Consider the following 24508-nt stretch of genomic DNA (forward strand, 5'->3'; position numbering starts at 1 on the left):
TCGGCCAGGTGGCCGGGCGCTCGGCGGCAGGCCGCGCGGGCCCGGCCGGAACGTTACAGAGCTGATACACGGACGCCTCCGGTCGGGTGTTGCGGCAGACGGCGTTCGATTGCCGCCCACTTTAGGGTGACATTCGGCTTTTCTTCCTCCGGCGGCCCTACTGTCGGCGAGCGTGACGCCACGGTCCGTCCCCGTCGTCACTGTCCGCCCCGCTCGCGACGCCCGGAGGAGAGACCATGCGAATCGGCCGTCTGACGCTGGCCGCCGCCGCTCTGCTGCTGATGGCCACGGCCAGCGTCCCGACCGGGACACCGCTCAGCCAGACCGAGCGGCACGCCCTCTCCTCGGACGCCTTCGAACCGCGCGGCGTCGCCCCCCGCCCGCCGGTCCAGCGGCCGGGGCACGAGCCGCCGTTCGGCGCCTTCGTCGGCTCCTGGGACGACTACATCCCGCAGATCGGCGAGTACGCGCGCTGGCTCGGCGACGCCAACATGCAGGTCGGCCACACCTATCTGGCGGGCAATGGCTGGGCCGACATCGAGGGCGAGTCGATCGTGCTCGGAATGTGGTCGCAGTGGCGACTGGCCGACCCGTCCCGGATGCTGGTGCTCGGTGTGCCGATGCTGGTGCCCAATGAGGCGAACGTGCCGGACGGCGAGGTCGCCAAGCTGCTCGCCCAGGGCACCCGCGGGGACTTCGACAGCCACTTCCTCCGGCTCGCCCGCCGACTGGTCGCGCTCGGCGGCTCGGACACCGTCATCACCCTCGGCTGGGAGATGAACGGCATCACCTACACCCACCGCTGCAAGCCCGACCCCACCGCGTGGAAGGCGTACTGGCGGCGGATCGTCGGGGTGATGCGCTCGGTGCCCGGGCAGCGGTTCCGCTTCGACTTCGACCCGACCCGGGGCCTGGACGCGATCCCGTGGACCAAGTGCTACCCCGGCGACGACGTGGTCGACATCATCGGCATGGACAGCTACGACCAGCCCGCCGGAAGCGACTTCGACGACTACGTGCGCGAGCCGTACGGCCTTCAGGACCAGGTGGAGTTCGCCGCCAAGCACGGCAAGCCGGTCTCGTACCCGGAGTGGGGACTGTTCCGCAACGGCGACAACCCCGAGTTCGTCCGGCGGATGGTCGAGTGGATGCGCACTCACGACACCGCCTACCAGACCGTCACCGACTACTGCCCGCACGGCTTCTACCAGTGCAAGAACAATCCGCGCTCGACCGCCGCGTTCAAGCAGCTGATGTCCGGTTCGAAGGGAGCGCCGGCGGTGGTGCCGACGGCGCCCCCCGCCCCGATCGTGCCGGTGGCCCCGAGCGCTCCGGCCGCCGCGCCGGCGCGGCCGACCCCGCCCGCCGCGCCGGGTGCCCCCGCAGTGCCGGGTGCGACGGCGAGTCCCTCCTCGGCCGGGACACCCTCGCGGCGGTGAGCGGCGGGCGGTGTGGGCGCTCAGCCGCGGCGGCGGGCCAGCAGGGCCTCCCTCAGCTTGGGGAAGCGGGTGCGCAGCAGGTGCGCCGCCGATTGCCGGGCGTGCACCGCCCCGGCCCGGGCGGCGGCCGCCGGGGCCGCCCCCGCCGGTCCCAACAGCAGCCGCTGGTTGTGGAGTTGGTCCGGCCGCCAGCGCTGCTTGTACGGCTCCTGACCGCGCAGCAGGCCGAGCACCGGGATGCCCGCGCCGACCGTCTCGTCCAGGGCGGCGTTGAACAGCAGCCCGGCGATGTCCAGCCGCTCGCGCAGCGCCGGATGGGCGCCGTACAGGTACAGCCCGCCGAAGGAGGGGCAGAGCAGCAGCAGGTTCACCGCGACCAGTTCGCCGTTCAGGTGGAACTGGTGGACGGCCGCCCGGCCGGTGGCGACCAGCCCGGTGATGGACTCGGCCAGGTGCCGGGCGAAGCGCTCGGTCCGGTGCTCGGGGGTGACGCCGCGGTCCTGCCACTGCAGGAAGTGCAGCCGCAGCAGCCCCTCCAGCGCGGCGGGCACCTCGGTCACCGGCGTGGAGCGCACCTGCACCCCGGCCTCGGCGATCTTGCGCATCTTCACCCGGCTGCGCTGGGCGGTCTTGCCGGGCACCCGCTTGAGCAGCCGCTCCATCGGGACGGCCGGGAGGTACTGGCAGAGCGAGTCCCGGTAGCGCCGGCGGGACCCGCGCCAGTGCTCGTACACCCGCTGCACCGCCGCCTCGGGGTGGACCTCGCGCAGCTCCAGCCAGTGCCAGGGCCGGGTGATCGGGAGGGCGGCGGCGAACTCGGCGGCGGCCCGGTCGGCGCACTCGTCGTCGAGCAGGACGTCGCCGTAGTCGACCAGCCCGGCGCCCAGGCCGGTCAGGCCGCCGAACGGGCCGGGGCGCCGCATGAAGGCGCCCGCGCCGACCAGCCGGCCGTCCCGGCGGACCAGCAGCACCAGCAGCGCGCCGGGGCGGCCGTAGTGGCGCCACCAGGAGCGCTGCCAGGCGGCGGTCTGGAAGAAGGTGGCGGTTCGGCAGCGGGTCGTCAGGTCGTCCCACTCCTCGGCGAGGGTGTCCAGGGCGTCGTCCTCGCGGCGCAGCTCGGTGGTCCAGGACGGCGCCGCCGACTGGGCCGGCAGGCCGGCGGCGCGGGCCTCGGTGCTCATCGCTTGCTCCCGGCGGCGGCCTTCTCCTTGGCCGAGGGCTTGGCGGCGGCCTCGGGCTCGGACTTCGACTCGGGCTCGGCCACGGCTTTGGCCCCGCTCTTCGGCTCGGCCTTCGACTCGCGCTTCGGCTGGGGCCGGGGCTCGGCCTCGGCGGCCCGCTCCCCGCTGCGCGGGCGGGGGGTGGCCGGGGCCTCGGCCGGCTCGGCGGCCTGCGGGGCCTGCGGGGCCACGGCGGTCTCGACGCTCTCGACGCTCTCGACGGCCTCGGGCTCGGCGGCGGCCCCGCCGCGGCGGCGGGTCGTCATCACCAGCGACCCGAGCAGCACCCCGGCCGCGGCGCCGACCGCGATGTCCAGCTTGGCGGAGGGCGTGGTCGGCTTGTCCGGCGCGGCGGCCGGGGCCAGCGTCACCAGCCGGACGTTGGTGTCCTTGCTGCTGGTGTTGGCGAAGGAGACCAGCGAGCGGGCCACCGCGTCGGCGGTCTGGGCGGCCTCCTGGGCACGCTTCCCGGTGCCGGTGATCTCGATCATCGGCGCGTCCGGGGAGGTCGTCCCCGACACCAGGGACTCCAGCTCGCCCCGGGTGTGGCCGGTCTCGGCGGCCGCGACCGCGAGCACCTGCGGCTGGCCCGCCAACCGCCCGTAGGCCTGGGCGAAGTTGGTCGCGGTCGCCGCCTCCCCCGGGTTCTGCGGCACCACGAGGACGTAGGCGGTGGCGGAGTACGAGGGGTGCGAGACGACGGCGTACCCGGCGCCGGCCGCGGCGCCCAGCGGCACCGCGAGCGCCACCGGCCACCAGCGGCGGACCAGGTGGCGGGCGCTTCGACGCGGTGTGGTCATGGGTGTGGCTCCTTGGGAATGGGACGGCGGTACCGGCGGCGGGCGGTCAAACGCGGGCCAGCCGGTCGTAGAGGGCGCCCAGGTCGGCGGCGACCCGGGCGATGTCGTAGTGGCCGACGGCCGGCGGGTGCGGCAGCGGGTCGGCGGTGTGGCCGCTCAGCTGCCGCAGGTCGCGCAGCGCGGCGGCGTACGCGGCGGGCTCGGAGGGGATGCGGCGGGCCTGCGGGGCGGCGCTGGGCGGCAGTTCGTCCAGCGCCGGGCAGGCGCTGTGCCGCACCGGCAGCCCGGCCGCGAGGCCCTCCAGAACGCCGAGGCCGAAGGTCTCCGCGGTGGAGGGGGCAACCAGCACGTCCATCGCGGCCAGCAGGTCGGGCACGTCGCCGCGCTCGCCGGTGAGCACCAGCCGCTCCCGGACACCGAGTTCGGCGGCCCGCCGCTCCAGCGCGGCGCGCTCGGAGCCCTCGCCGACCAGCACCAGCCGAGTGGCCGGGTCGAGCTCGACCAGCGCCTCCAGCAGCACCTCGAAGCGCTTGCCGGGGACCAGCCGGCCGACCGCGCCGACCACCCAGCCACCCTCCGGCAGGCCGAGTTCGGCCCGCACCCGGCGGCGGGCGGCGGCCCGCTCGGCGGGCGGGCGGCGGTAGCCGGCGGTGTCGATGCCGTTGGGGATCAGCTCGATCCGGTCCGGCGGGACGCCCCAGGAGCGCAGGGTCTGGGCGACCTGGCGGGAGACCGCGACGGTGGTGCAGCCGAGCCGCTCGGCCGCCAGGTAGAGGCCCTTGACGCCCCGGGTGACCGGCCGGCCCTCGATCACCCCGGCGTGCAGCGAGTGCTCGGTGGAGACCACCGCGCGCACCCCGGCCAGCCGCGCGGCCAGCCGGCCGTACAGCTGCGCCCGGTAGAGGTGGGTGTGCACCACGTCGTAGCGGCCGGCCCGGACCAGCCGGACCAGCCGGGGCAGCGCGCCGAGGTCCCGGTTGCCGCGCATGCCGAGGTGGTGGACGGTCACCCCGTCGGCGCGCAGCGCGTCGGCGACCGCGCCGGGGTTGGTCAGGGCGAGCACCTCGCACCGCTGGTGCGGCGGCAAGTGCCGCAGCAGCAGGTGGAGTTGGCGCTCGGCGCCGCCGGAGGCGAGCCCGGTGACGATGTGCAGGACCTTCACGTCCGACGCTCCTCGCGAACACGCCGCAGCTCGGTGACGGCGTCGCGCAGCCGGTGTCGGCCCTTCTTGGCGCGCAGCCGCCAGGCGCCGTCGCGGTCACCGACGTAGCAGCGCGGCAGGGCGAAGCGGCCGGTGAGCGGGGAGTGGGCGATGGCGCAGGCGTAGTCGTACCCGGCGTCGCGCACGGCCAGGGCGGCGGGCAGGTCGACGGCGCCGTACGGGTAGCAGAAGCCGGTGACGGGGCCGTCGACCACCTCCTCCAGCAGGCGCCGGCTCTCCCGGGTCTGCACCGCGAGGACGTCGGCGGGCAGGCCGGGCAGCGCCTGGTGACCGAGGCCGTGCGAACCGATCTCCCAGCCTGCGGCGGCGAGTTCGGTCACCTCCTCGGCGGTGAGCAGCTTCTTGCGCGGGCCCTCGGTGTCCCAGCCGTTGTCCTGCCCGAGCAGGTCGGCGACCACGTACGCGGTGGCGGTGAAGCCGTACGCCTGCAGAATCGGTACGGCGTAGCGGGCGAAGTCGGCGTAGCCGTCGTCGAAGGTCAGGCCGACCAGTCCGTCGTCCCGGTCCTGGGCCCGGGCCCGCATCAGCTCGCGGACCGAGACCCCGCGCCGCCCGCGCCGGTGCAGCCAGGCGATCTGCTCGGCGAACCGCTCGGGGCTGACGGTGAGTTGGTAGGGGTCCTCCTCCTCGACCGCCACCGAGTGGTACATCAGGATCCACGGCGAGGAGGAGCCGGGGGCGGTCGGTTCGCCGACCGGGCGGCGGCTCCTGGGCAGTCGCGCCCGGTCGGGCGGGGCGTTGGTGACGCCCGCCTGGGCCGAACGGACGGTTCCCCGTTCATTGTCCATGGGGGAGCTTCCCTTCATCGGCGACGGTTGGCGGGTCCAGAGGCCCGGTCTGCTGGTTCAGAGGCCCGGTCGGCGGGTTCAGGAGCCTGGCGGCGGCCAGGACCGGGCCGCGCACCTCGCGGGCACCGAGGCCGGTGCCGAGGGCGGTGAAGGCCAGCGCCACGGTGAGGCCCCCGAGGAGGGTCGAGAGCAGCGGATCGTCGGCCAGGCCCGCCACGGCGGTGCCGAGCACGGTGGCCCCGGCGGCGGCGGCGACCAGCCGTCCGTGGCCGCCGAGCACCCGGCTCAGCCGCAGCGGGATGCCGCGCAGCACCAGGCCGCGCAGCAGCAGCGCCGCGGTGGTGGTGATCCCGGCGGCGTTTCCGGCGGCGAGGCCGAGGGCACCGAAGCGGCTCGTGGCGAGCAGGCCGACCGCGACGGTGACGCCGAGGCCGAGCACCATCGCGGCGGCCGGGTACCAGTCCAGCAACCGGCGGCCGCCGTCCTCGGTGCGCGGGTCGTCGGCCCGGCGGACCACCGGGCGCAGCGAGAAGTACGGGCGGATCATCACGCCGGTCAGCGCCTGGGCGGGCAGCCCGAAGCTGTACACCCGGATGACGTCGGCGGTGGCGGCGGTGTCGCTGGGCCCGAAGGCGCCGCGCTGGAACAGCAGCGAGACCACCGAGGGGGCGCAGGCCATCAGGAAGGCGGTGCCGAGCAGGACCACCGCCGCGGCCTGGCCGAGGTCCTTCTCGACCCGGTCGCGGGCGGCGGTGAGGTCCCCGGCCGCGAGCGCCCGGGCGACCAGCGGGAAGGTGACGGTGCAGATCAGGATGCCCGCCGTCATGGCGAGTTGGGAGACCTTGGCGGCGTAGTTGAGGTGCGAGATGGTGCCGGGCGGCAGGGCCGAGCCGAGGTAGCGCTCGACGAAGACCTGGGCCTGCCGGGTCAGGGTGAAGGCCGCCACCGGCAGCAGGGCCGGCGGCATCAGCACCAGGGTGCGGCGGGAGCGCCGGTTGCGGCCGGTGGCCTGGACCCGGCGCAGTCGGCGCAGGAACGGGCCGATCAGCAGGCCGGCCATCAGCAGGCTGCCGAGCGCGACGCCGAAGGCGGCGGAGCGGACGCCGAGGTGGTCGTGGAAGCCGAGCAGCAGAGCCAGGATGCCGAGGTTGTAGGCGACGTAGATGCCGGCCGGGGCGGTGAAGCAGTGGTGGGCGCGAAGCGCGGCTGCCAGGTAGCCGACCAGGCCGAACGGCAGCACGGTAATCGCGGTGATCCGGGTGCAGTCGACGGCCAGGCCCGGGTCGGGCAGGCCGGGGGCGAGCAGTTCGACCAGCTGGGGGGCGCCGAGCGCGGCGGCCAGGGCGAGGCCGCTGAGGGCGAGCAGCAGCCACGGCAGGGTGGCGCGGACCAGCTGGCGGACCGGGTCGGGGGCGTCCTGGTCCTCCTCGCGCAGCACCAAGGCGAGGGCGAAGGCGGGCACCATGAGGAAGGACATGGCGTCCTCGATCAGCAACGGCGCGGCCGTCTCGGGGACGGTCCAGGCGACCAGGAAGGCGTCGGTGCCCTGGTTAGCGCCGAAGTAGCGGGCCAGCAGGAGGTCGCGCAGCAGTCCGAGGCCGGAGCCGGCCGCGCTGAGCACGGCGGTGACGCCGAAGGCCTTGGCGAGGAAGCCGCGCCGGGGCGCCGGGTCGCGCCCGGGGGGCGGAGGCGGGACGGGGGCGCTGCGGGGGGCCGGGAGGGTGGAGGCGAGCACCGCCGGCTGGTCGGTGGTCACTGGTCCGCCCCCTGGACGGCGGCGCGGGCGGCGAGGCCGAGGACGACGGAGGTCAGCACGGTGGTGGTGCCGCCGATGTCGGCGTACAGGAAGTCGACCAGCACCCAGGTGAGCAGGGCGAGCGCGGCCAGCGCCGGGCCGCGGCGGTGCCGCAGGCAGCCGAGCAACAGGCCGAGGAAGAGCGCGGCGTAGGCGGTGATGCCGATCAGGCCCTGCTCGCTGAGCACCAGGAAGTACATGTTGTGCGGGGAGAGCAGCGGCTCGCGCTGGAAGCCGATGGTGGAGTCGGCGGCGTCGCTGCCGGAGGACAGCCGCAGCGGGGCGTGGCTGTCGCGCAGCTTCGGGAAGGCCTTCGGTCCGGCGCCGTGCACGGGGTGGTCCTGCCAGATCCGCCCGGCGGTGGCCCACAGGTCGTAGCGGTCGGAGACGGACTGGTCGGGGGCGGCGGAGACGGAGCCGATCGAGCTGAGGCGTTCGGTGACGCCGGACGCGCCGAGGCCGAGGCCGCCGACCAGGACGACCGCGGCGGCGAGGCCGAGGACGGCGCCGCGCACCAGCAGTCGGGCGTCGACGCGCAGCAGCAGGACGGTGGCGGCGACGCCGGTGGCGATCCAACTGCCACGGCTGAAGGAGACGGCGAGCGGGAAGGCGAGGAAGGCGGCAGCGGCGAACATCGCCCGCCGCAGCCGGACGTTGCCGCTGGGGCCGCGCTCGCCGAGCGCCAGGGCGAGGGCGGCGAGCAGCCCGTAGCTGACCACGGTGGACATCGCCATGATGTCCAGCGCGCCGAAGGTGCCGACGGCCCGGATCGGCTGGCCGGTGTAGGAGGCGCCGGTGCGGGTGAGGTACTGGTGGGCGCCGACCACGCCCTGGATCAGCGCGGCGAGCACGAAGGAGCCGAGGACCAGGCGCTGGTCGGTGCGGTCGCGCAGCGCGCAGAGCACCCCGGCGGGGACCAGGACGAAGACCTGGGTGAGCCGGACGAAGCCGGTGACGCTGGTGGCCGGGTCGATCGAGCCGACGGTGGCGACGGCGGCGGCGACCACGATCCCGGCGAACAGCACGCAGGTGGCGCGGCTGAGCACGGGCAGCGTGCCGCGCAGCAGGTTCACCGCGGTGAGGGCGACCAGGGCGAGCGAGGCGAGGTCGGCGGCAGTGACGTGGACGGCGGCGGTGACGTCCTTCTCGCCGGTGGGCACACAGACCAGCAGGACGGTGGCCGCGGCCAGCAGGCTGGGCCGGTCCGCGAGCGCGGGCAGGGCTCGCCGTAAGACTGCTACTCGCCCGCTCGCCTTTGGGGCGCTCGGGGCGGGACTGGCGGGACTGGCGGGAAAGGTCAGCTCCACGCGGGTCAGCTCCCGTCCGGGTGGAGCATCAGGGCCGCGGTACGGCACAGGATCTTGACGTCCTGCCAGAAGCTCCAGCTCTCGATGTAGCGGTTGTCGAAGCGGGCCCGGTCCTCGATCGAGGTGTCCCCGCGCAGGCCGTTCACCTGGGCGAGGCCGGTGAGGCCGACCGGGACGCGGTGGCGGTCGGCGTACTCGGGGTAGGCCTGGCTGAACCGCATGACGAAGTAGGGGCGTTCGGGGCGCGGACCGATCAGGCTCATGTCGCCGCGCAGGACGTTCCACAGCTGCGGCAGCTCGTCCAGCGAGCTCTTGCGCAGCAGGCGGCCGACGGCGCCCATCCGGTGGTCCTGGGAGATGTTCCAGCGGGTCGCCGCCTCGTGCTCGCTGCTGGGCCGCAGGGTGCGGAACTTGAGGACGGTGAAGACCCGGCCGTCCAGCCCGGTGCGCTGCTGGCGGAAGAGCACGCCGGGGCCCGTGTCGAAGCGGACGGCGAGGGCGCAGAGCACCAGGACGGGGGCGAGCAGCAGCAGGCCGAGGCCGGCGGCGGTGACGTCCAGGGCGCGCTTGGCGGCCCAGCCGGGGCGGCCCATGGCCGGGCGGCCGACCCGCAGGCAGGGGAAGCCCCACAGGTGGTCGCCGCCGGAGATCGGGGCGGTGGGCAGCGAGCCGTACTCGCGCAGCGCGGGCACCAGCCAGACCTGGCAGCCGAGCCGGACGGCGTCGCGCAGGGCGGCGGCGGTCTCGGCCTCGTCGGCGGCTCCGGCGGTGGCGATCACGTGCTGGACCTGGTGCCGGCGGACCTCGCGCTCCAGCACCTCGCGGCCGCCGAGGACGGGAAGGCCGGTGTCGCCGACCAGCAGCGGCGGGTCGGCGTCCAGGAAGCCGACCGGGCGCATCCCGTACTCGCCGTGCTCGCTCAGGGCGGTGGCGACCTTTCGGCCGAGCCGGCCGGCACCGAGCACCAGGGCGGGGCTGGGGCGGCCGCAGCGGATCCGCCGGACCAGGTGGTAGAGGACGGCCCGGCCGACGGCGGCGATCAGCAGCTGGGCGCCGAGCAGGACGGTGAGGCGGGCCGGGGTGGCCGGGCCGCAGTCGGGCCAGCCGCCGTCCAGGCAGCGGGCCAGGGTGACCGCGAAGGCGGTGGCGACCACGGCCCGGACGGCCAGCGCGGGCAGCTCGTCCAGGACGGACAGGGTGAGCCGGACGCGGTACAGGCCGCCGGCCAGGTTGAGCAGCAGGAGCAGCGGCAGGACGGCGGGGACGCCGAGCAGCGGGGCGAGCGGCACGGCCGGGTCGGCGGCCCGGTTGGCGATGCCGGTCGCGGTGCACAGCGCGATCGTGTCGACCTGGACCAGCGCGAGCGGCAGGGCGAGCCGGGAGCGGATCGCCCTGCGGTGCCGGCGGGGCGGCGGCACCGCCCGGGTGTGCGGCGGTCCGGCCGGCCGGTCGAGCAGCCCGGTGGCGGGCCGGCGCGGGCCGGCCAGGGGCCCGCCGGATCGCGGCACACTGTCGTGGTCAATGGTCATCAGCGCACGAACTCCCCTGCTGTGTGCCCGGGGTGACGGTGCCCCGGCACCGGTAGGCGTCGGACGGCCGTCCCGGCCCGACGGGCGCGGTCCTGACAGCACCTGCTACCGCTGGCGGCTTTCGGTTCTCCCGCGTCGAGGCCGATCACGGAACGGCCGGTCGCACGGGACGCGGTCGCGATCGACTCTGGCGCGAATGTCCGGGATAAATTCGAAACGAAGCAGGCAAAATCCGACAATACCGAATTGGGCCATGGGGGCTGGCGGTTGACTTGCCGTTTCATTCCAGCCACCCATTAATAGGTATTTCGGATTTGACGCCCCGCCCCTTATCCGGTTGGGGGTGCGAATACGACAGCGCCTGATCGGCGGGCATTCACGGCATGTGAAACGATCAGATCCGCTCTGGGACACGGGCCCGGCGCCGCCCGGCGGCCGGACCGGCACCCAGCAGGTGGCGGTAGAGGACGTCCACCTGTTCGACCACGGTCCGGACGTCATGGCGGGCGACCACGTGGTCACGCAGACGGGCACCGCGTCGCTCGCACTCGATCGGATCGGACAGCGCTTCCGCCATTCGGGTGGCGAGCGCGGCCACGTCCTCCGGCGGCACCACCGCCTGCGCGCGCGCCGCCTGCGGCAGGCACTCACGCGCCCCCGGCACATCGGTCAGCAGCACCGGACGGGCGGCCGCCATCGCCTCCAGCGGGGCCAGCGCCATGCCCTCCCAGCGCGAGGGCTGCACCACCAGGTCGGCCGCCGCCAGCCACGGGCGCGGATCCGGCACGTCCCCGACCAGCCTGACCCGGGACGGCCCGGCCGACCGCCGCACCAGCTCCGCGGTCCGCTGCTCGTCCGGCCCGCCGCCGACCAGCACCAGCCGGGCCCGCGGCACCCGGCGCAGCACCTCCGGCCAGGCGGCCAGCAGCACGTCCTGGCCCTTCTGCCGGCACAGCCGCCCGACGCAGACCGCGAGCGGGGCGTCCAGGTCCAGGCCGAGCGCGATCCGGGCGGCCCGGCGGTCGGCGGGCGCGTAGTGGCGCACGTCCACGCCGTTGGGCACCACCGCCCAGTCGGCGTGCACCCCGGCGGCCACGCCGTCGGCCCGTTCCTGGACGCTGACGCACAGCAGCCGGTGCGCCCAGCGGGTCGCGAAGCGCTCCCAGCGCAGGGTGGCGGCGGCCAGCGGGCCGTCCACGGCGGCGAAGGACCAGGCATGCGGCTGAAAGACGGTCGGCACCGCGCCGCGCACGGCCAGCCGGCCGGCCAGCCCGGCCTTGGCGCTGTGCAGGTGGAGCACGTCGGGCGCGGCGGCCCTGACGATCCGGCGCAGCCGCCAGGCCTCGGCGGCGGTGGACGGGCCGGGCGAGCGCTCGGCGGGCCAGTCCTGGACCAGCGCGCCCACCGCGGCCGCTTCCTCGGCGAGCCGGCCGCCGGACGGGCAGGCGACCAGCACCCGGTGCCCGGCCTCGCGCTGCCCCCGGACCAGATCGACGACGACGCGGGCGACTCCGCCGTCCACCGGCTGCGAAATGTGAAGGATCGTCATATGCACGGCGGCGAGCCTAGGATGGCTCCCCCACGCCGGACGGCTCGCGTCACCCGGAGGTGGCTGGCCGTCCACCCGTACGGCTTTCGGCTCGTACGGGTGGACGGCTCGCTCGAAATTCCGGGCGATTTTCCCGCTTCACCGGAACCGCCGGAGTCGTGTCGGCGATCCTTCGATTTCCTTCGATTTCCTTCGGATTCCGTCGGGCTTCCGTCGATATCCGGGAAGGGCTCAGCGGGAAAGGGCTCAGCGGACCTCGGCGGCCAGGTTGGCCAGCACCTGGTCGTGGATCCGGTTCAGGCCCTTGGGGGCGAAGGTGCGCTCGAAGAAGCCGCCGATGCCGGTCGCGCCCTGCCAGGTGGCGGTCACGGTGACCTTGGTGCGGCCCTCGCCGGCGGCGGCGACGGTCCAGGTGATCACCATGCTGGAGTTGGCGTCCTTCTCCACCAGCTGGTCGGGCTTGGGCGCCGAGACGGTGAACAGGCAGTCGCGCACCCGCTTCTCGGTGGCCTGCAGCTTCCAGTGCACCTGGGTGCCCGCGCCGGTGCCGCCGACCCGGACCTCGTACTCGCTGTACTGCGCGGGCAGCAGCTTGGGGCGGGTCACCTGGTAGTCGGCCAGCGCCTCGTACACCCGCTCCGGGTTGGCGTCGTAGACCCGCTCGGTGGTGGCCTGCACCTGTCCCATGACCTTGCTCTCCTCGTGTGGTGGGTACCGTTCTCCGTACCGCTCTCACCGGCAAGACAATCACAGGGGCGCGGCCGCGACGCGGCGGGATAGGGTGGCCGGTGTGCTCGATCTGGTGACTGCGCTGCGCTACGTGGACCCGCTGCGGGCCGGCGGCTCGGTGCCCGGGGTGGTGGAGACCGACGACCTGGGAACGTACGTGGTCAAGTTCACCGGCGCCGCCCAGGGCCGCAAGGCGCTGGTGGCCGAGGTGATCGTCGGCGAGCTGGCCCGGCGGCTGGGGCTGCGGGTGCCGGAGCTGCGGCTGGTGGACTTCGACCCGGCGGTGGCCGCGGACGAGCCCGACGCCGAGATCCAGGACATGCTCAAGGCCAGCGGCGGCCTCAACCTCGGGATGGACCTGCTGCCCGGCGCGCGGGACTACCGGCCGGGGATGATCCCGGTGGACTCCGCCGAGGCCGGGCGGGTGGTCTGGCTGGACGCGCTCACCGGCAACGTCGACCGCACCGTGCACAACCCCAACCTGGTGCTCTGGCACAACCGGCTCTGGCTGATCGACAACGGCGCCGCGCTGATCTTCCACCACCGCTGGGCCACCGCGGAGGCCTCGGTCGGCAAGCGGTACGACCTCAGCACCCATGCGCTCGGCGGCTCGGCCCCGGACGTCCGGCTGGCCGACGAGGACCTCGGGCCGCTGGTCACCGTGGAGCTGCTGGAGGAGGTGCTCGCGCTAGTCCCGGACGAGTGGCTGGCCGACGAGCCCGGCTTCGACTCGGTGGACGCCGTCCGGCACGCCTACGTCACCCATCTGGCCGCCCGGGTGGTGCTCTCCGAGGAGTGGCTGCCGGAGGGCTTCGCCACCCCCGAGCAGATGCGCGAGGCGGAGCTACGACGGGCGGCGCGCACCCGGGCCGGCCGGCCGGCCTGGCTGCGGGAGGTGCCGGACCTGCACGGCAAGCCGTCGGTGGAGACGGTCTGGGAGCATCACTTCGAGTGAGCCCCGGGGTCCAGGCCCTAGCCCAGCCAGTGGTACTCGATCGCGGTGCCGGCCAGCAGACCGAAGCCGGTCAACGCGAACGCGACGTCCTTGTGCAGGTGCTGCACCCGCGCGATCAGGAACGTGACGCCCAGGCCCGACAGCGGGCCCAGCGGCACCAGCAGTGGATAGACCAATCCGCCGGTCTCGCCGCTGGCGAACGCCATCACCCCGACCATGAAGGCACCGAGGCCGAGAGGCATCAGCATCGGCGCGGCGAGGAGGAGTTGGCCCACGCCCAGGGCCAGCGCGAGCCTGTTCCGGGTACGGGGGAGGGTCTCGACCATGCCGCTCAACTCCTGTGGTGGATCCGGTGGTTACGGTTACGGAGCCATCCTGTTCCGCGGGTGGGGCGGCGGCTTGAGTACGGGTACTCAAACGCGGCTGGGGAGCGGGGCCACGGGCCCCGCTCCCCAGCTCAGCGTTCAGTGCTCAGCGCATCGTGGTCAGCGCCTCAGCGCCACCACTGGACCGCCTTCTCGGCGTTGATGACGCCCGCGCCGTAGAAGCCGTTGTCGTCCGCGCCGCCCTCACAGGTGGCCTTCCACTGGCCGGCGCCGCCCGGGTTGAACTCGCCGGTCGGGCACGGGTGGGACTCGGCCTGGTTGGTCAGCAGCTCGGTCAGCTCGTCCGGGCTGGCCCACGGGAAGGTGGAGGCGAGCAGCGCGACCACACCGGTGACGTGCGGGGTGGCCATCGAGGTGCCCTGCATGTAGCCGTACTTGTTGCCCGGGATGGTCGACAGGATGCGACCGTTCTTGTCCGGGGTGTTCGGGATCTGGTAGCGGGCGTCACCGCCCGGCGCGGCGACGGTCACGACGCCCTTGCCGTAGCTGGAGTAGTACGACTTGTCGCCGTTGACGCCGACCGCGGAGACCGCGATGACACCGGGCAGCTCGGTCGGCAGCGACAGGCAGTCGTTGGTGACCGGGCGGGTGCCGGGGGTGGTGTCGTCCGGGCTGGAGACGTCGGTGGTCTTGTGCGCCAGGTCGATGTTCTCGTTGCCCGCGGCGGCGACGTTGAGGACGCCCTTGCGCTGCGAGAACGCGACGGCCTTACGGACGGCGTCCGTGATCGCGGCCTGGTCCTTGTCGTTCTGGCAGTTGAACATCCACGGGTCGACGTAGTAGCTGTTGTTGGTCACCTTGAAGCCGTGCTCGCCGGCCCACACGAAGCCGCAGACCGCGTTCTCCGGGTAGATCATGCCGGCGTCGTCGACGACCTTGACCGCGGCCAGCTTCACGTTCGGGGCGATGCCGACGATGCCCTTGCCGTTCTTGGCGGCGGCGATGGTGCCGGCCACGTGGGTGCCGTGGTCGCTGGTGGTGGGCTGCCAGGCCTTCCAGTCGGTGTTCGTCCTGCCGTCGATGCAGGAGACCGACTGCGAGGCGTCCACGTTGGCGGCCAGGTCCTCGTGGGTGGCGTCGATGCCGGAGTCCAGCACGCCGACGGTGACGTTGCGGCTGCCGAGCGAGATCTTGTGCGCCTTGTCGACGCCGATCTGGCGCATGTCCCACTGGTTGGGCTCGTACGGCTCCTGGCCGTCCGCGGCGGCACCGACGGGCTCGGCGGCGACGTCGGCCTTGCCCTGGTCGGAGGCGAGGATGCCCTTGGTGCGGCTGGCGCCGACGGAGTCGACCCCCTTGGCCAGACGCAGCTTCTCCGCGAACTTGGTGTCGTTCGAGCGGGCGACCACGACGCCGATCTGCTCGTACGACTGGACCACCGTGCCGCCGAGGCCGGTGATGGCCTTCTCGACCTTCTGCACCTGGCCGTGGTTGGCCTTGGTGTTGACGACGTAGCTGAGCAGCGGACCGGTCGTCGGGTCGCCGGTGGGCGCCGCGACGGCGGTGCCGGCCGGGAGCGCGAGGGCGCCGGCGGTGGCGAGCACGACGCCCACCGCCGCGTACCGGGTCCGACTGATCCGAGGAACTCTCATTGGGGTTGGCCCTCCCGGGTCGTCATGCGGCAGCTGCGGTGTGGCAGGTGCGCTGGGAATGACCGGACGCTAATGAATATTCGCTGATATGCGCAAGAGGTAGTCATCTAATCGTCACATCTCAACCAGCACTGGAGCTTACGAGTCCGCAGCTCAACAGGGGCAACAGAGGTAAAGATTGTTAAAAAGTGATGGTTCGCCAACGAGCCGGTGGTCTAGAGCGCGTACATCAGAGCGCGTACAGTCGGCGCGCGTTGTCGGCGGCGATCATCCGCGCCAGGCGCTGCCCGTCCGCCGCCGAACAGGCGCCGTCCGCCTGCCAGTCGGCCAGCAGCGCGCCCAGTCCGTGCCGGAACTGGGCGGTGCCCACCAGGAACAGTTCGGGCAGCCCGTAGGCATCGGTGGAGAACAGCATTTTGCCGAACGGCGCCAGTTCCAGCATCTCGCCGAGGACGGCCGCCACCCGCGGGCCGGTGTAGGAGGCCGTCAGCCCGAGGTCGGTGTACACCGTCGGGAAGGCCTGGGCCAGCCAGGCGGCCTGCCGGTGGTACGGGTAGGCGTGCAGCAGCACCAGCGGGACGCCGCTCGGCTCGGCGGCGCGGACGAAGTCGGTCAGCAGGGACGGGTCGGCGCGGTGCAGGGTGAGGTCGGGATCGCCGAAGCCGGTGTGGAGTTGGATCGGCAGGCCCAGCTCGGCGCAGACGTCCACGGCCGTCCAGAGCAGGTGGTGCAGCAGCACCGGGTCGGCCAGCCGACCGCGGCCGCCGTGCAGCCAGGCCCCGGCGGCGGCCACCACGGCGGTGCGCGCGGGCCGTTCGGCCGGGGCGGCCAGGCCGTGCCGGTAGGCGAGCACCGACTTGACCGCGACGGCGCCCGCGGCGGCCGCCGCGAGTGCCTCGCCGACGGCCCGCGGCCAGTCCTCGGCGTCGGCCGTCACCGCCTCGGCGACCGTCTCCAGCCGGACCACCTCGCGCACCACCGCCCCGGTGGCCTCGGCGAGTTCGGTCAGCGGCAGCAGCTCGCGGCCGGCCGCGGCGGTCAGCCCGGTGTCCACCAGGCAGGTGTCCAGACCCGCGGCCGCGAGCAGCCGGCGGGCGGCCTCGGCGGCGCCCAGCTCGCGCCGCCGGGCCAGGTAGTCGGCGGCCGGGGTGTGCGCGGGCAGGCCGAGCGCGGGCGGGCACCAGCGCCGCACCGCCAGGCCGATCGCGCTGTCGAAGGGCGAACAGCCCGGCGCGGGCGGGCGGTCGGACTCGGTGAGCAGCCCGGTCAGGGCGTCGTCGGCGAGCTCGGCCGCCACCACGCTGTGGCAGTGGTGGTCGACCAGCGCCGCAACCTCCGGCGTCGCGCCCTCCAGCCGGGCCGCCACCGGTCAGTACCGCCAGCGGGTGGCCGTGATCAACTCCTCGGGCCCGACGGCCTCGTACTGCTCGGCCTCCGCCCGGCGCACCGCCAGCACCGCCTGGTACAGCGGATCGCCGAGCGCCTCGCGCAGCACCGCCGAGCGCTCGTAGGCGGCGATCGCCTCGGCCGGGCTCTGCGGCAGCCGGGGCACCGTGCCGGGCTCGGCGGCGGCCGGATCCCCGGTGAACTCCGGTGGCAGCGCCCGGCGTTGCTCAAGCCCGGCCAGGCCTGCGGCGAGCACCGCGCCGACCGCCAGGTACGGGTTGGCGCTCGCGTCGAAGCACTTGACCTCGGCGTTCGCGGTTGCGGCGCGCTCCCCGGTGGAGCCGGTGACCAGGCGCAGCGCGGCCTCCCGGTTCTCCAGGCCCCAGCACTGGTAGGCGCCGGCCCAGTGCTGGGGCACCAGGCGCAGATAGCCGGCCGGGCTGGAGCAGCCCAGCACCAGCAGCTCGGGCAGCGCCTCCAGCACCCCGGCGACGAAGCCCTCGGCCTCGGCGGTCAGGCCGTGCGGCCCGGGGCCGCCGTGGCCGAGGTTGCGGCCGTCCCGCCAGAGGCTCAGGTGCAGGTGCCCGCCGTTGCCGACCCCGTCGGGCTCGACCACGGGGGCGAAGGAGGCCCGCAGGCCGTGCTTGGCGGAGACGGCCCGGATGGTGTGCCGGACCAGCACGGCGGTGTCGGCAGCGCCGACCGGGCCCTCGGGGGCGACCGAGACCTCGAACTGGCCCGGGGCGTACTCGGGGTGGATCTGCAGCACGCTCAACCCCTGCTCGCCGAGGGCGCGCAGGACGTCGCGCAGGTAGTCGGAGAGGTCGGTGAGCCGGTGCATCCCGTAGGCCGGGCCGTACGTCGGGTACTGCGGCGCCTCTTGCGGAGGGCCGTCCAGCGCGACCACCCACTCGACCTCGATGCCGGCCTTGAGGCTCAGCCCGTGCGCGGCCGCGGCGGCCTCCATCCGGCGGGCGAACAGCCGCTGGCAGCCGGGGTGCGGTCCGCCGGCCTGGGTGTGGCGGTCTCCCGGGGCCCAGGCCCAGCCGGGCTGGGCGGCCAGCGGGACGATCCGGCCGAGGTCGGGGTAGAGCCGCAAGTCCCCGGTGGGGCCGCCGATGATTGGACTGGTGGTGATGGAGTCGTCGGCGAGGAACACGTCGAAGCAGGGCGCGGCGCCGATGCCCCATTCGGCGGCGTGCACCAGGCCGCCGAGCGGCACCGCCTTGACCCGGGTGATGCCCGCGTTGTCCACCCAGGTGACGGCCACCGCCTCGACGGCGCAGGCGCGCAGCCGGTCGGCGGCCTCCTCGGCCCGCTCGGCGCGCTCGGCCCGCGGGGGCAGCGCGACGGCGGGCGCGAGGGCGCCGCGGCCGGGCCTCTCGACGGGGTCGGCAACCCGGGCGGTGGCGCTTCCGATGGTGGTCATGTCTCCATGCTGCCCCGCCCGTTGGGGTTGCGTAACTCCCCTATCGGGTGGTCCAAACGGACGACCGTCCGCCCGTTCACCCGTTCGGGGCGAAGCGGGCGACCAGTTCCCCCGCCGTGATTCGCTCCAGGGCGTCCGGGGCGGCGTCCAGCGGGCCCGGGTAGAGCCGGTAGAGCGTCCCGCTCGCCCCCGTCGGGGCGGGCACGTCGGCGTGCACCAGGGCCGCGAACGCCCGTGCGCCGCCGAGGCGTTCGGCGATCAGCCGGGCGGTGTCGTCGGCCGGCTGCTCGGTGCGGTGGTCACTCTCGTGCCGCCCGCGCAGCCGCTCCGCGAAGGCGGCGACCGGTTCGTCCGCGCCCCGGCGGTAGCGGTCCAGCTCGCGGCCGGTGCGGTCGCGCACCCACACCTCGTCGCTGGCGGCCATCGCGGCGGCGCAGCCGAGGTCCCACAGGGTGGCTCGGGTGCCCGGGGCGAAGTGGGCGGTCACCGAGTGGGCCAGCGAGCCGATCTCGGCGTGGTGGCGGTAGAGGTTGTGGAACCCGGCGCCCGAGGTGACGTTGAGGTCGGTCCAGGTGTAGCTGCGGGTCTGGAGGTCGACGATCATCGGCACGCAGATCCTGGCGTCCCCGGCGAGGTCCAGCCGCTGGCGGACGCTGCCGGGGTGGAAGCTGCCCTTGCGCTGCCGGGCCGCCTCGGAGGGGGTCAGGGTCATGAAGCCGGCGAACGCGTCGGTGAGGTCCTCGAAGGGGACGTCGTTGTAGCTGAACACCACCACCACGGCGTACCGGGCACGTGCCTTGCCCAGCGCCTGCAGGTCGAGGTCGACGAACTCGGTGGCGCCGTGCGGCGGCGGGGCGGTGGTGAAGTCGCCGGAGTGGACGGCGGCACGCGGGCCGAGGACCAGCCGGGTGTAGTCGCACAGGCCGGTGAACTGCCATTCCTCGTCGTAGAAGGCGACCGAGAGGTCGAGGTCCACCCGCTGGTGCTGGCGCTGCATCCAGTGCACGAACAGTCGCAGGTGCTGCCCGTGCGGGAGCCGCTGCACGCTGCCGCGCGGCACGGCGACCAGGGTCTTGGCACTGGCCCGCTCGGCGAACGGGACCACCAGGTCGGCCAGGCCGGCGTCCAGCACGGCCACCTCGCAGCGCTCGGACTGCCCGGCCCGGCGGAGCAGTTCGGCCTCGATCAGGGCGCAGACCGGCGCGCTCAGATCGACCGGGACGGGCGTGCCCCAGTCGAAGCGGGAGTGCGCGGAGGCGACCCGGCCACGCGGGAAGTACAGCCGCCGCTCGCCGCGTTCGCGCGGGGCGCGCAGCCGCCCGTACGCGCCGAGCAGCGGACCGGGGGCGACCGCGCGCAGGACCGTGGGCAGCGCGTCGGCGAGTTCGGCGGGCAGCGGCTCGCCGGGGAGCCAGGCGGCGTGCACCCGCAGCAGGTGGTGCAGTCGGCGGACCAGTTCGCCGGGGCGTCGGGCCAGCAGGCGGACGGCGGCGGGCAGGTCGCCCTGTTCGAGGGCGTGCTCGACCCGGGCGGCGAAGGTCTCCACGGTCAGCCGGGTGTGGCCGCCGGGCGTCCCGCGCACCCGCAGTGGGGCGGGCGCCTCGCGCAGCTGCGGGCCGAGGCCGTGCAGGTCGAGGTCGCTCTGCCGGAGCACGGCGAAGGCGGCCGCCGCGTACGGGAAGCGCTCGCGGTGCTCGTACGGGTGCAGCAGTTCGCCGGCCCGCAGCCAGGCCTGCCGGTGGCGGCGCAGGTCCTCGGCGAGGGTGCCGACCGGGAAGGCGTCCAGGACGGCGAGGAGTTCGCGGCGCAGCGGGCGGGGCAGGTTGCGCAGCCGCAGCTTGCGGGCGGTCTCGGGCAGCAGGTCGGGTTCGGCGCCGGACCAGGCCCAGACCAGCCGCAGCACGTCGGTGGCGGTGGTGAGGTGGGCGGCGAGCAGCGGGCGGGTGCGCTCCGGGTCGCGGCGCAGCAGGGCGGCCAGTACGGCGGCGCGGCTCTCCCGGACCGGGATGGCCTCGGGCAGCCAGGCGGCCGGGTCGGCCAGGGCGTGGTCGAGCAGCAGCGCGAGGTCCTCGCGGTCCTGCGGGTTCAGCGGGGTCTGCCGGGCGAGCAGGGCGGTCAGCGCGGTGCCGGCGACTTCGGCCGGATCGCCGGCCTCGGCCAGGCGCAGCGGCCGCAGCGTGCTGCCCGGCGGGAGGACGCGGGCGGCGTGGCGGGCGGCGCGGGTGTCGAGCGAGAGGTGGCGCTCCTGTTCCAGCGGGGTGAGGCAGACCGGGCAGTGGCGGTCGTCGAAGGACGCGACCAGGTCGTCGTAGCACTCGGCGCAGAGCAGGTGGGCGCAGGGGGCGAGGGCGCCGATCCCGGCCTCCAGGCTGCTGCGCTCGCAGACCAGGCAGAGCTGGCTCGCCTGGCAGAGCAGGTAGCCGCGGATCTGTGCGGAGTAGTCGGCGTGGGCGTGCGAGGCCACGCCCTCGGGGAAGCGGCGGAACAGCGGCTCGTGCCGGCGGTCGCCGCCGAGCAGGATGTCGATCCTGCGCAACAGCCGGGTGCCGGCGTCGGCGAGGTCCGCCGGGCGGAGTCGGCCGAGGGCGGCGCGCAGGTCGCGGGTCAGTACGTGCCCGCGCTGGGCCAGGTCGGCCTCCAGGGCGATCAGGCCCTTGGCCGTCCACGGCTGAGGCTCCTCGGGCGCGGCTCCGTCCTGGACCAGGACCATGCCGTGACGGCGCAGGAGGTAGTCGTCCAGTGCGGCGCCGGTGGTCGCGGCGTTCTGCTTCTTCACTGCTCTTCCCCCGGTGGATACGACAAAGCGGGGGCGGAGAGTGGGCGCACTCGGTTCATTGGAAAGATGAGGAGAAGGAAGCACGCCGCGGAGCCGCCCCCGCGTCGATCACCCTAGCGAAAGCCGGCCCCGGGCCCGAACGGTTTTCCGCCCGCACCCCCTTCCTACCGGCGAGTAGCTTCGCTACAGTGGCCGGACACGTACCACCGCCGGGCTTCGGGAGCCGCACCGGCGGGAGGTCGCGGTCGTCGTGTCTGCGGCGGGCGCGCGGTGCGTCTTCACCGGCCGGTGCCGCGAACGGCGGCGGGCCGGGTTTCTCTCCTCGTATCAGAGCCGCTTCGAGCTTCTGAGTACCACGGCACGCCTGCAGCCCGTCCGGAGCGGACCGGCGGCTGCACGGCGGACCGTGATCGCCATTCCCAGCCCCGCGGACAAGCCCTCCAACGGCGGCCGCCCCCGGCATGCGGGGGCGGCAAGGCGCCTGTCAGAGGCGCGAATCCGTCGTGACGTGACGTCAGGACCGTGATTCCTCCCCAACGGCCGAAACCGTGGGGCTTCAAGGCGGCCTTACGGCCGGCCCCGGACAAACCCTGCCCGCTGCGCACTCGCAGGGCTCGATCGCACAAGAAGGCCGCGGCCTCCCGCGCCGATCCAACTTCCCCGCCGGTTCGAGCGGCGGGCTCTAAGGAGTTCTGATGGAGCGTCCCTTCCCCACCGTCGCCGTCGTCGGCCTCGGCACGATGGGTGCCGGTGTCGCGGTCGCCGTCGCCAGGAGCGGCCGCCGGGTGATCGGCATCGAGGCCAGCGAGGACTCCGCCACCCGGGCGCTGGCCCGGATCGAGGCGGCAACCGCGCACGCGGTCGACCGGGAGCGGATCACCGCCGAGGAGCGCACCGCGCTGCTCGCCCTGATCTCGGTCGGGCACGAGCTGACGGCCGCCGCCGAGGCGGACCTGGTGATCGAGGAGGTGCCCGAGCAGCTGGAGCTGAAGCGGGAGGTCTTCGCCGAGCTGGACCGGATCTGCCCGGAGAGCACGGTGCTGGCCACCGGCACCACCGCGCTGTCGGTGACCCGGATCGCCGCCGCGACCGCCCGCCCGGAGCGGGTGCTGGGCCTGCACTTCTTCAACCCGGTGCACACCATGAAGCTGGTCGAGGTGGTCCGCACCGTGCTGACCTCCCCGCAGACCGCCGAGGACGCCGCCGCCTTCGCCCGCGACCTGGGCAAGGAGCCGGTGGCGGCGGGCGACCGGGCCGGCTTCGTGGTGAACGGCCTGCTGTTCGCCTACCTGAACCAGGCCGCGGCGATGTACGAGTCCAAGTACGCCTCCCGGGAGGACATCGACGCCGCGATGCGGCTCGGCTGCGGCCTGCCGATGGGCCCGCTGGCGCTGCTCGACCTGATCGGCATCGACACCGCCCGCACCGTGCTGGAGGCGATGTACGAGCAGTCCCGCGACCGGCTGCACGCGCCCGCGCCGATCCTCGGCCAGCTGGTCTCGGCCGGGCTGCTGGGCCGCAAGTCCGGGCGCGGCTTCTACACCTACGAGGCGCCGGGCTCCTCCAAGCCGGTGGACGCGGCGACCGGTCCGGCCCGGCCGAAGGTGCCCGGCCGCGCCGTGCACACCGTCGGCGTCTGCGGCTCGGGGACGATGGCCACCGGCATCGCCGAGGTCTTCGCCAAGGCCGGGCACCCGGTGCTGCTGGCCGCCCGCAGCCAGGAGAAGGCCGACCGGGCCAAAACGCAGCTGGCCAAGTCGCTGGAGCGCTCGGTCGCCAAGGGCCGGATGTCCACCGAGCAGCGGGACGCCGCGCTGGAGCTGGTCACCCCGGTCGGCCAGTACACCGAGCTGGCGGACGTGGACCTGGTGGTCGAGGCCGTCGCCGAGGACCTGGCGGTCAAGCGGGAGCTGTTCGCGACCCTGGACAAGATCGTCCGCCCCGGCGCGGTGCTCGCCACCACCACCTCCTCGCTGCCGGTGATCAGCTGCGCGACCGCCACCTCGCGGCCGCAGGACGTGATCGGCATGCACTTCTTCAACCCGGCCCCGGCGATGAAGCTGGTCGAGGTGGTCTCCACCGTGCTGACCGCCCCGGACGTCACCGCGACGGTGCTGGAGCTGACCGCCAAGGTCCGCAAGCACCCGGTGGAGTGCGGCGACCGGGCCGGCTTCATCGTCAACGCGCTGCTCTTCCCCTACCTGAACGACGCGGTGCGGATGCTCCAGGAGCACTACGCGACGGTGGACGACGTCGACACCGCGATGAAGCTGGGCTGCGGCTACCCGATGGGCCCGTTCGAGCTGCTGGACGTGGTCGGCCTGGACGTGTCGCTGACCATCGAGCAGGTGCTGCACCAGGAGTTCCGCGAGCCGGGCCTGGCCGCCGCGCCGCTGCTGGAGCACCTGGTCGCGGCCGGCTGCCTGGGCCGCAAGACCGGCCGCGGCTTCCGCGACCACGCCCGCCGGTGACCAGCCCGCAGACCGGGGGCGGCTCCGTGCCGTACAGCCCGGGTACGGGCCCGTACGGCACCGGCTGGGCCCCGGGGACGGTCTCCGCGCGCTGGCCGAGACCGGCCGTGACCGGCCCGGTCGTGCCGGTGCGCCGGGGAAGGGCCGCGGCGCCGCCGCCGGGGCCGTGTAGCGTTCCGGACATGGATCGGGTTCAGTCAGCCACCCCGCAGCAGTCCGCCGCGCCGCGCGGCACCGACCGGACGCCCCCCTCCGCCGGGGACGGCGGCCCGGGCAGCCGCCGGGCGGCGGCGCAGCGCCAGCAGATGCGCCAGGACCTGGCCGCGGCCGCGATGGAGCTGTTCGCCTCGCAGGGCTACGAGGAGACCACGGTCGACCAGATCGCGGCGGCCGCCGGGGTGGCCCGGCGCACCTTCTTCCGGTACTTCCGGTCGAAGGAGGAGGCGATCTTCCCGGACCACGACGACACCCTCGTCCGGGTGGCCGACCTGCTGGCCAGCGCCGAGCCGGAGGAGCACCCGCTGGACGTGGTCTGCCGGGGCATCAAGGAGGTGCTGCGGATGTACGCCTCCACCCCGGGGGTGTCCGTCGCGCGGTACCAGCTGATCCGTCAGGTCCCGGCGCTGCGCGAGCGCGAGATCGCCGTGGTGGCCCGGTACGAGCGGCTGTTCACCCGCTACCTGCTGGGCCGTTTCGACACCGGCGAGTCCATCCCGTCGGGCTGGCAGCGTGGCGGCGAGGACGACTCGATGCTGGCCGAGGTGTCGGCGGCGGCGGTGGTCGCGGCGCACAACCACGTGCTGCGGCGCTGGCTGCGGGCCGGCGGCCGGGGCGATGTGGAGGCCCAGCTGGACCACTCCTTCGAGGTGATCCGGCGGACCTTCTGGGCCGCCAGCGCGCCGGGTGCCAGACGCCGGGGCTCGGTGGTGACACCGGGTGCCAGTGGGATGCCAGGAGACGGGGTGGCAGAGAGCGCACTGAGTGCCAGTCCTGGGGGTGAGGTACTCATCACAGTCGCCCGGACGGACGCTCCGCTGGACGTCGTGGTGGACAGCATCCGGGCCGCGCTGAGTGGCGCCCGGGACGCCTGAGGCGGTTATTCACGCAGGTCATAGGCATATCGAGGGCCCGCGCC

The 24508-nt window shown here is 74.4% G+C and carries 18 protein-coding genes; 4 read left to right on the forward strand and 14 right to left on the reverse strand.

What is annotated here, in order from left to right; genetic code table 11:
* Nucleotides 1-236 precede the first annotated feature (236 nt).
* Entirely contained in the window at nucleotides 237-1439 is a 1203-nt protein-coding gene (locus ACZ3UD_RS28635) for a glycoside hydrolase family 26 protein (protein ID WP_465593747.1), read from the forward strand.
* Between the two features lie 20 nt (nucleotides 1440-1459).
* Here the strand turns inward: ACZ3UD_RS28635 and ACZ3UD_RS28640 are convergent, their stop codons facing one another.
* From ACZ3UD_RS28640 to ACZ3UD_RS28680, 9 genes are all read right to left on the reverse strand, one after another.
* On the reverse strand, nucleotides 1460-2620 hold the full coding sequence (locus ACZ3UD_RS28640; protein ID WP_465593750.1) for a GNAT family N-acetyltransferase: 1161 nt from the start codon (nucleotides 2618-2620) through the stop codon (nucleotides 1460-1462).
* Nucleotides 2617-3459 (reverse strand): Wzz/FepE/Etk N-terminal domain-containing protein, encoded by an 843-nt coding sequence (locus tag ACZ3UD_RS28645; protein ID WP_465593753.1) that lies wholly within the window; start codon nucleotides 3457-3459, stop codon nucleotides 2617-2619. Before ACZ3UD_RS28645 ends, ACZ3UD_RS28640 begins: the two co-directional genes overlap by 4 nt.
* Before the next feature lie 46 nt (nucleotides 3460-3505).
* Nucleotides 3506-4621 (reverse strand): glycosyltransferase, encoded by a 1116-nt coding sequence (locus ACZ3UD_RS28650; RefSeq protein WP_465593756.1) that lies wholly within the window; start codon nucleotides 4619-4621, stop codon nucleotides 3506-3508.
* Nucleotides 4618-5469, reverse strand: coding sequence for a polysaccharide deacetylase family protein (locus ACZ3UD_RS28655; RefSeq protein WP_465593759.1), 852 nt, complete (start codon nucleotides 5467-5469; stop codon nucleotides 4618-4620). The genes ACZ3UD_RS28650 and ACZ3UD_RS28655 overlap by 4 nt, the downstream gene beginning before the upstream one ends.
* The gene (locus tag ACZ3UD_RS28660; protein ID WP_465593762.1) at nucleotides 5459-7225 is read right to left on the reverse strand and encodes a lipid II flippase MurJ; all 1767 of its coding nucleotides are present in this window, start codon (nucleotides 7223-7225) and stop codon (nucleotides 5459-5461) included. Before ACZ3UD_RS28660 ends, ACZ3UD_RS28655 begins: the two co-directional genes overlap by 11 nt.
* A complete protein-coding gene (locus ACZ3UD_RS28665; protein WP_465593765.1) occupies nucleotides 7222-8571 on the reverse strand; it encodes an O-antigen ligase family protein in 1350 nt (449 codons plus the stop codon). Before ACZ3UD_RS28665 ends, ACZ3UD_RS28660 begins: the two co-directional genes overlap by 4 nt.
* A 5-nt stretch (nucleotides 8572-8576) precedes the next feature.
* On the reverse strand, nucleotides 8577-10100 hold the full coding sequence (locus ACZ3UD_RS28670) for a sugar transferase (protein WP_465593768.1): 1524 nt from the start codon (nucleotides 10098-10100) through the stop codon (nucleotides 8577-8579).
* Between the two features lie 394 nt (nucleotides 10101-10494).
* Nucleotides 10495-11649 (reverse strand): glycosyltransferase, encoded by a 1155-nt coding sequence (locus tag ACZ3UD_RS28675; protein ID WP_465593771.1) that lies wholly within the window; start codon nucleotides 11647-11649, stop codon nucleotides 10495-10497.
* A 246-nt stretch (nucleotides 11650-11895) separates the two neighbouring features.
* Nucleotides 11896-12336 (reverse strand): SRPBCC family protein, encoded by a 441-nt coding sequence (locus ACZ3UD_RS28680; RefSeq protein WP_465593774.1) that lies wholly within the window; start codon nucleotides 12334-12336, stop codon nucleotides 11896-11898.
* Between the two features lie 103 nt (nucleotides 12337-12439).
* On the opposite strand from ACZ3UD_RS28680, the gene ACZ3UD_RS28685 reads away from it, so the two are divergent.
* Entirely contained in the window at nucleotides 12440-13333 is an 894-nt protein-coding gene (locus ACZ3UD_RS28685) for a HipA family kinase (protein WP_465593777.1), read from the forward strand.
* 17 nt (nucleotides 13334-13350) lie between these two features.
* Here ACZ3UD_RS28685 and ACZ3UD_RS28690 read toward each other — a convergent pair whose 3' ends face one another.
* From ACZ3UD_RS28690 to ACZ3UD_RS28710, 5 genes are all read right to left on the reverse strand, one after another.
* Complete coding sequence (locus ACZ3UD_RS28690; RefSeq protein ID WP_465593779.1) at nucleotides 13351-13659, reverse strand: hypothetical protein; 309 nt, start codon at nucleotides 13657-13659, stop codon at nucleotides 13351-13353.
* A 167-nt stretch (nucleotides 13660-13826) separates the two neighbouring features.
* On the reverse strand, nucleotides 13827-15311 hold the full coding sequence (locus ACZ3UD_RS28695) for a S8 family peptidase (protein ID WP_465593782.1): 1485 nt from the start codon (nucleotides 15309-15311) through the stop codon (nucleotides 13827-13829).
* 229 nt (nucleotides 15312-15540) lie between these two features.
* The gene (locus ACZ3UD_RS28700) at nucleotides 15541-16677 is read right to left on the reverse strand and encodes an amidohydrolase family protein (RefSeq protein WP_465593785.1); all 1137 of its coding nucleotides are present in this window, start codon (nucleotides 16675-16677) and stop codon (nucleotides 15541-15543) included.
* Between the two features lie 3 nt (nucleotides 16678-16680).
* Nucleotides 16681-18126 carry a type I glutamate--ammonia ligase gene (locus ACZ3UD_RS28705; RefSeq protein ID WP_465593788.1) on the reverse strand — a complete coding sequence of 482 codons (1446 nt, stop codon included), beginning with the start codon at nucleotides 18124-18126 and terminating at the stop codon, nucleotides 16681-16683.
* Between the two features lie 76 nt (nucleotides 18127-18202).
* Nucleotides 18203-20902, reverse strand: a complete 2700-nt coding sequence (locus tag ACZ3UD_RS28710) for an MXAN_6230/SCO0854 family RING domain-containing protein (protein WP_465593791.1) — start codon at nucleotides 20900-20902, stop codon at nucleotides 18203-18205.
* 695 nt (nucleotides 20903-21597) lie between these two features.
* On the opposite strand from ACZ3UD_RS28710, the gene ACZ3UD_RS28715 reads away from it, so the two are divergent.
* Together ACZ3UD_RS28715 and ACZ3UD_RS28720 are read left to right on the forward strand one after the other, a co-directional pair.
* Complete coding sequence (locus ACZ3UD_RS28715; RefSeq protein ID WP_465593794.1) at nucleotides 21598-23373, forward strand: 3-hydroxyacyl-CoA dehydrogenase family protein; 1776 nt, start codon at nucleotides 21598-21600, stop codon at nucleotides 23371-23373.
* A 182-nt stretch (nucleotides 23374-23555) separates the two neighbouring features.
* A complete protein-coding gene (locus tag ACZ3UD_RS28720) occupies nucleotides 23556-24464 on the forward strand; it encodes a TetR family transcriptional regulator (RefSeq protein WP_465593798.1) in 909 nt (302 codons plus the stop codon).
* The last annotated feature ends 44 nt before the right edge of the window (nucleotides 24465-24508 follow it).

The sequence above is a fragment of the Kitasatospora sp. NPDC023118 genome (genome assembly GCF_055560875.1).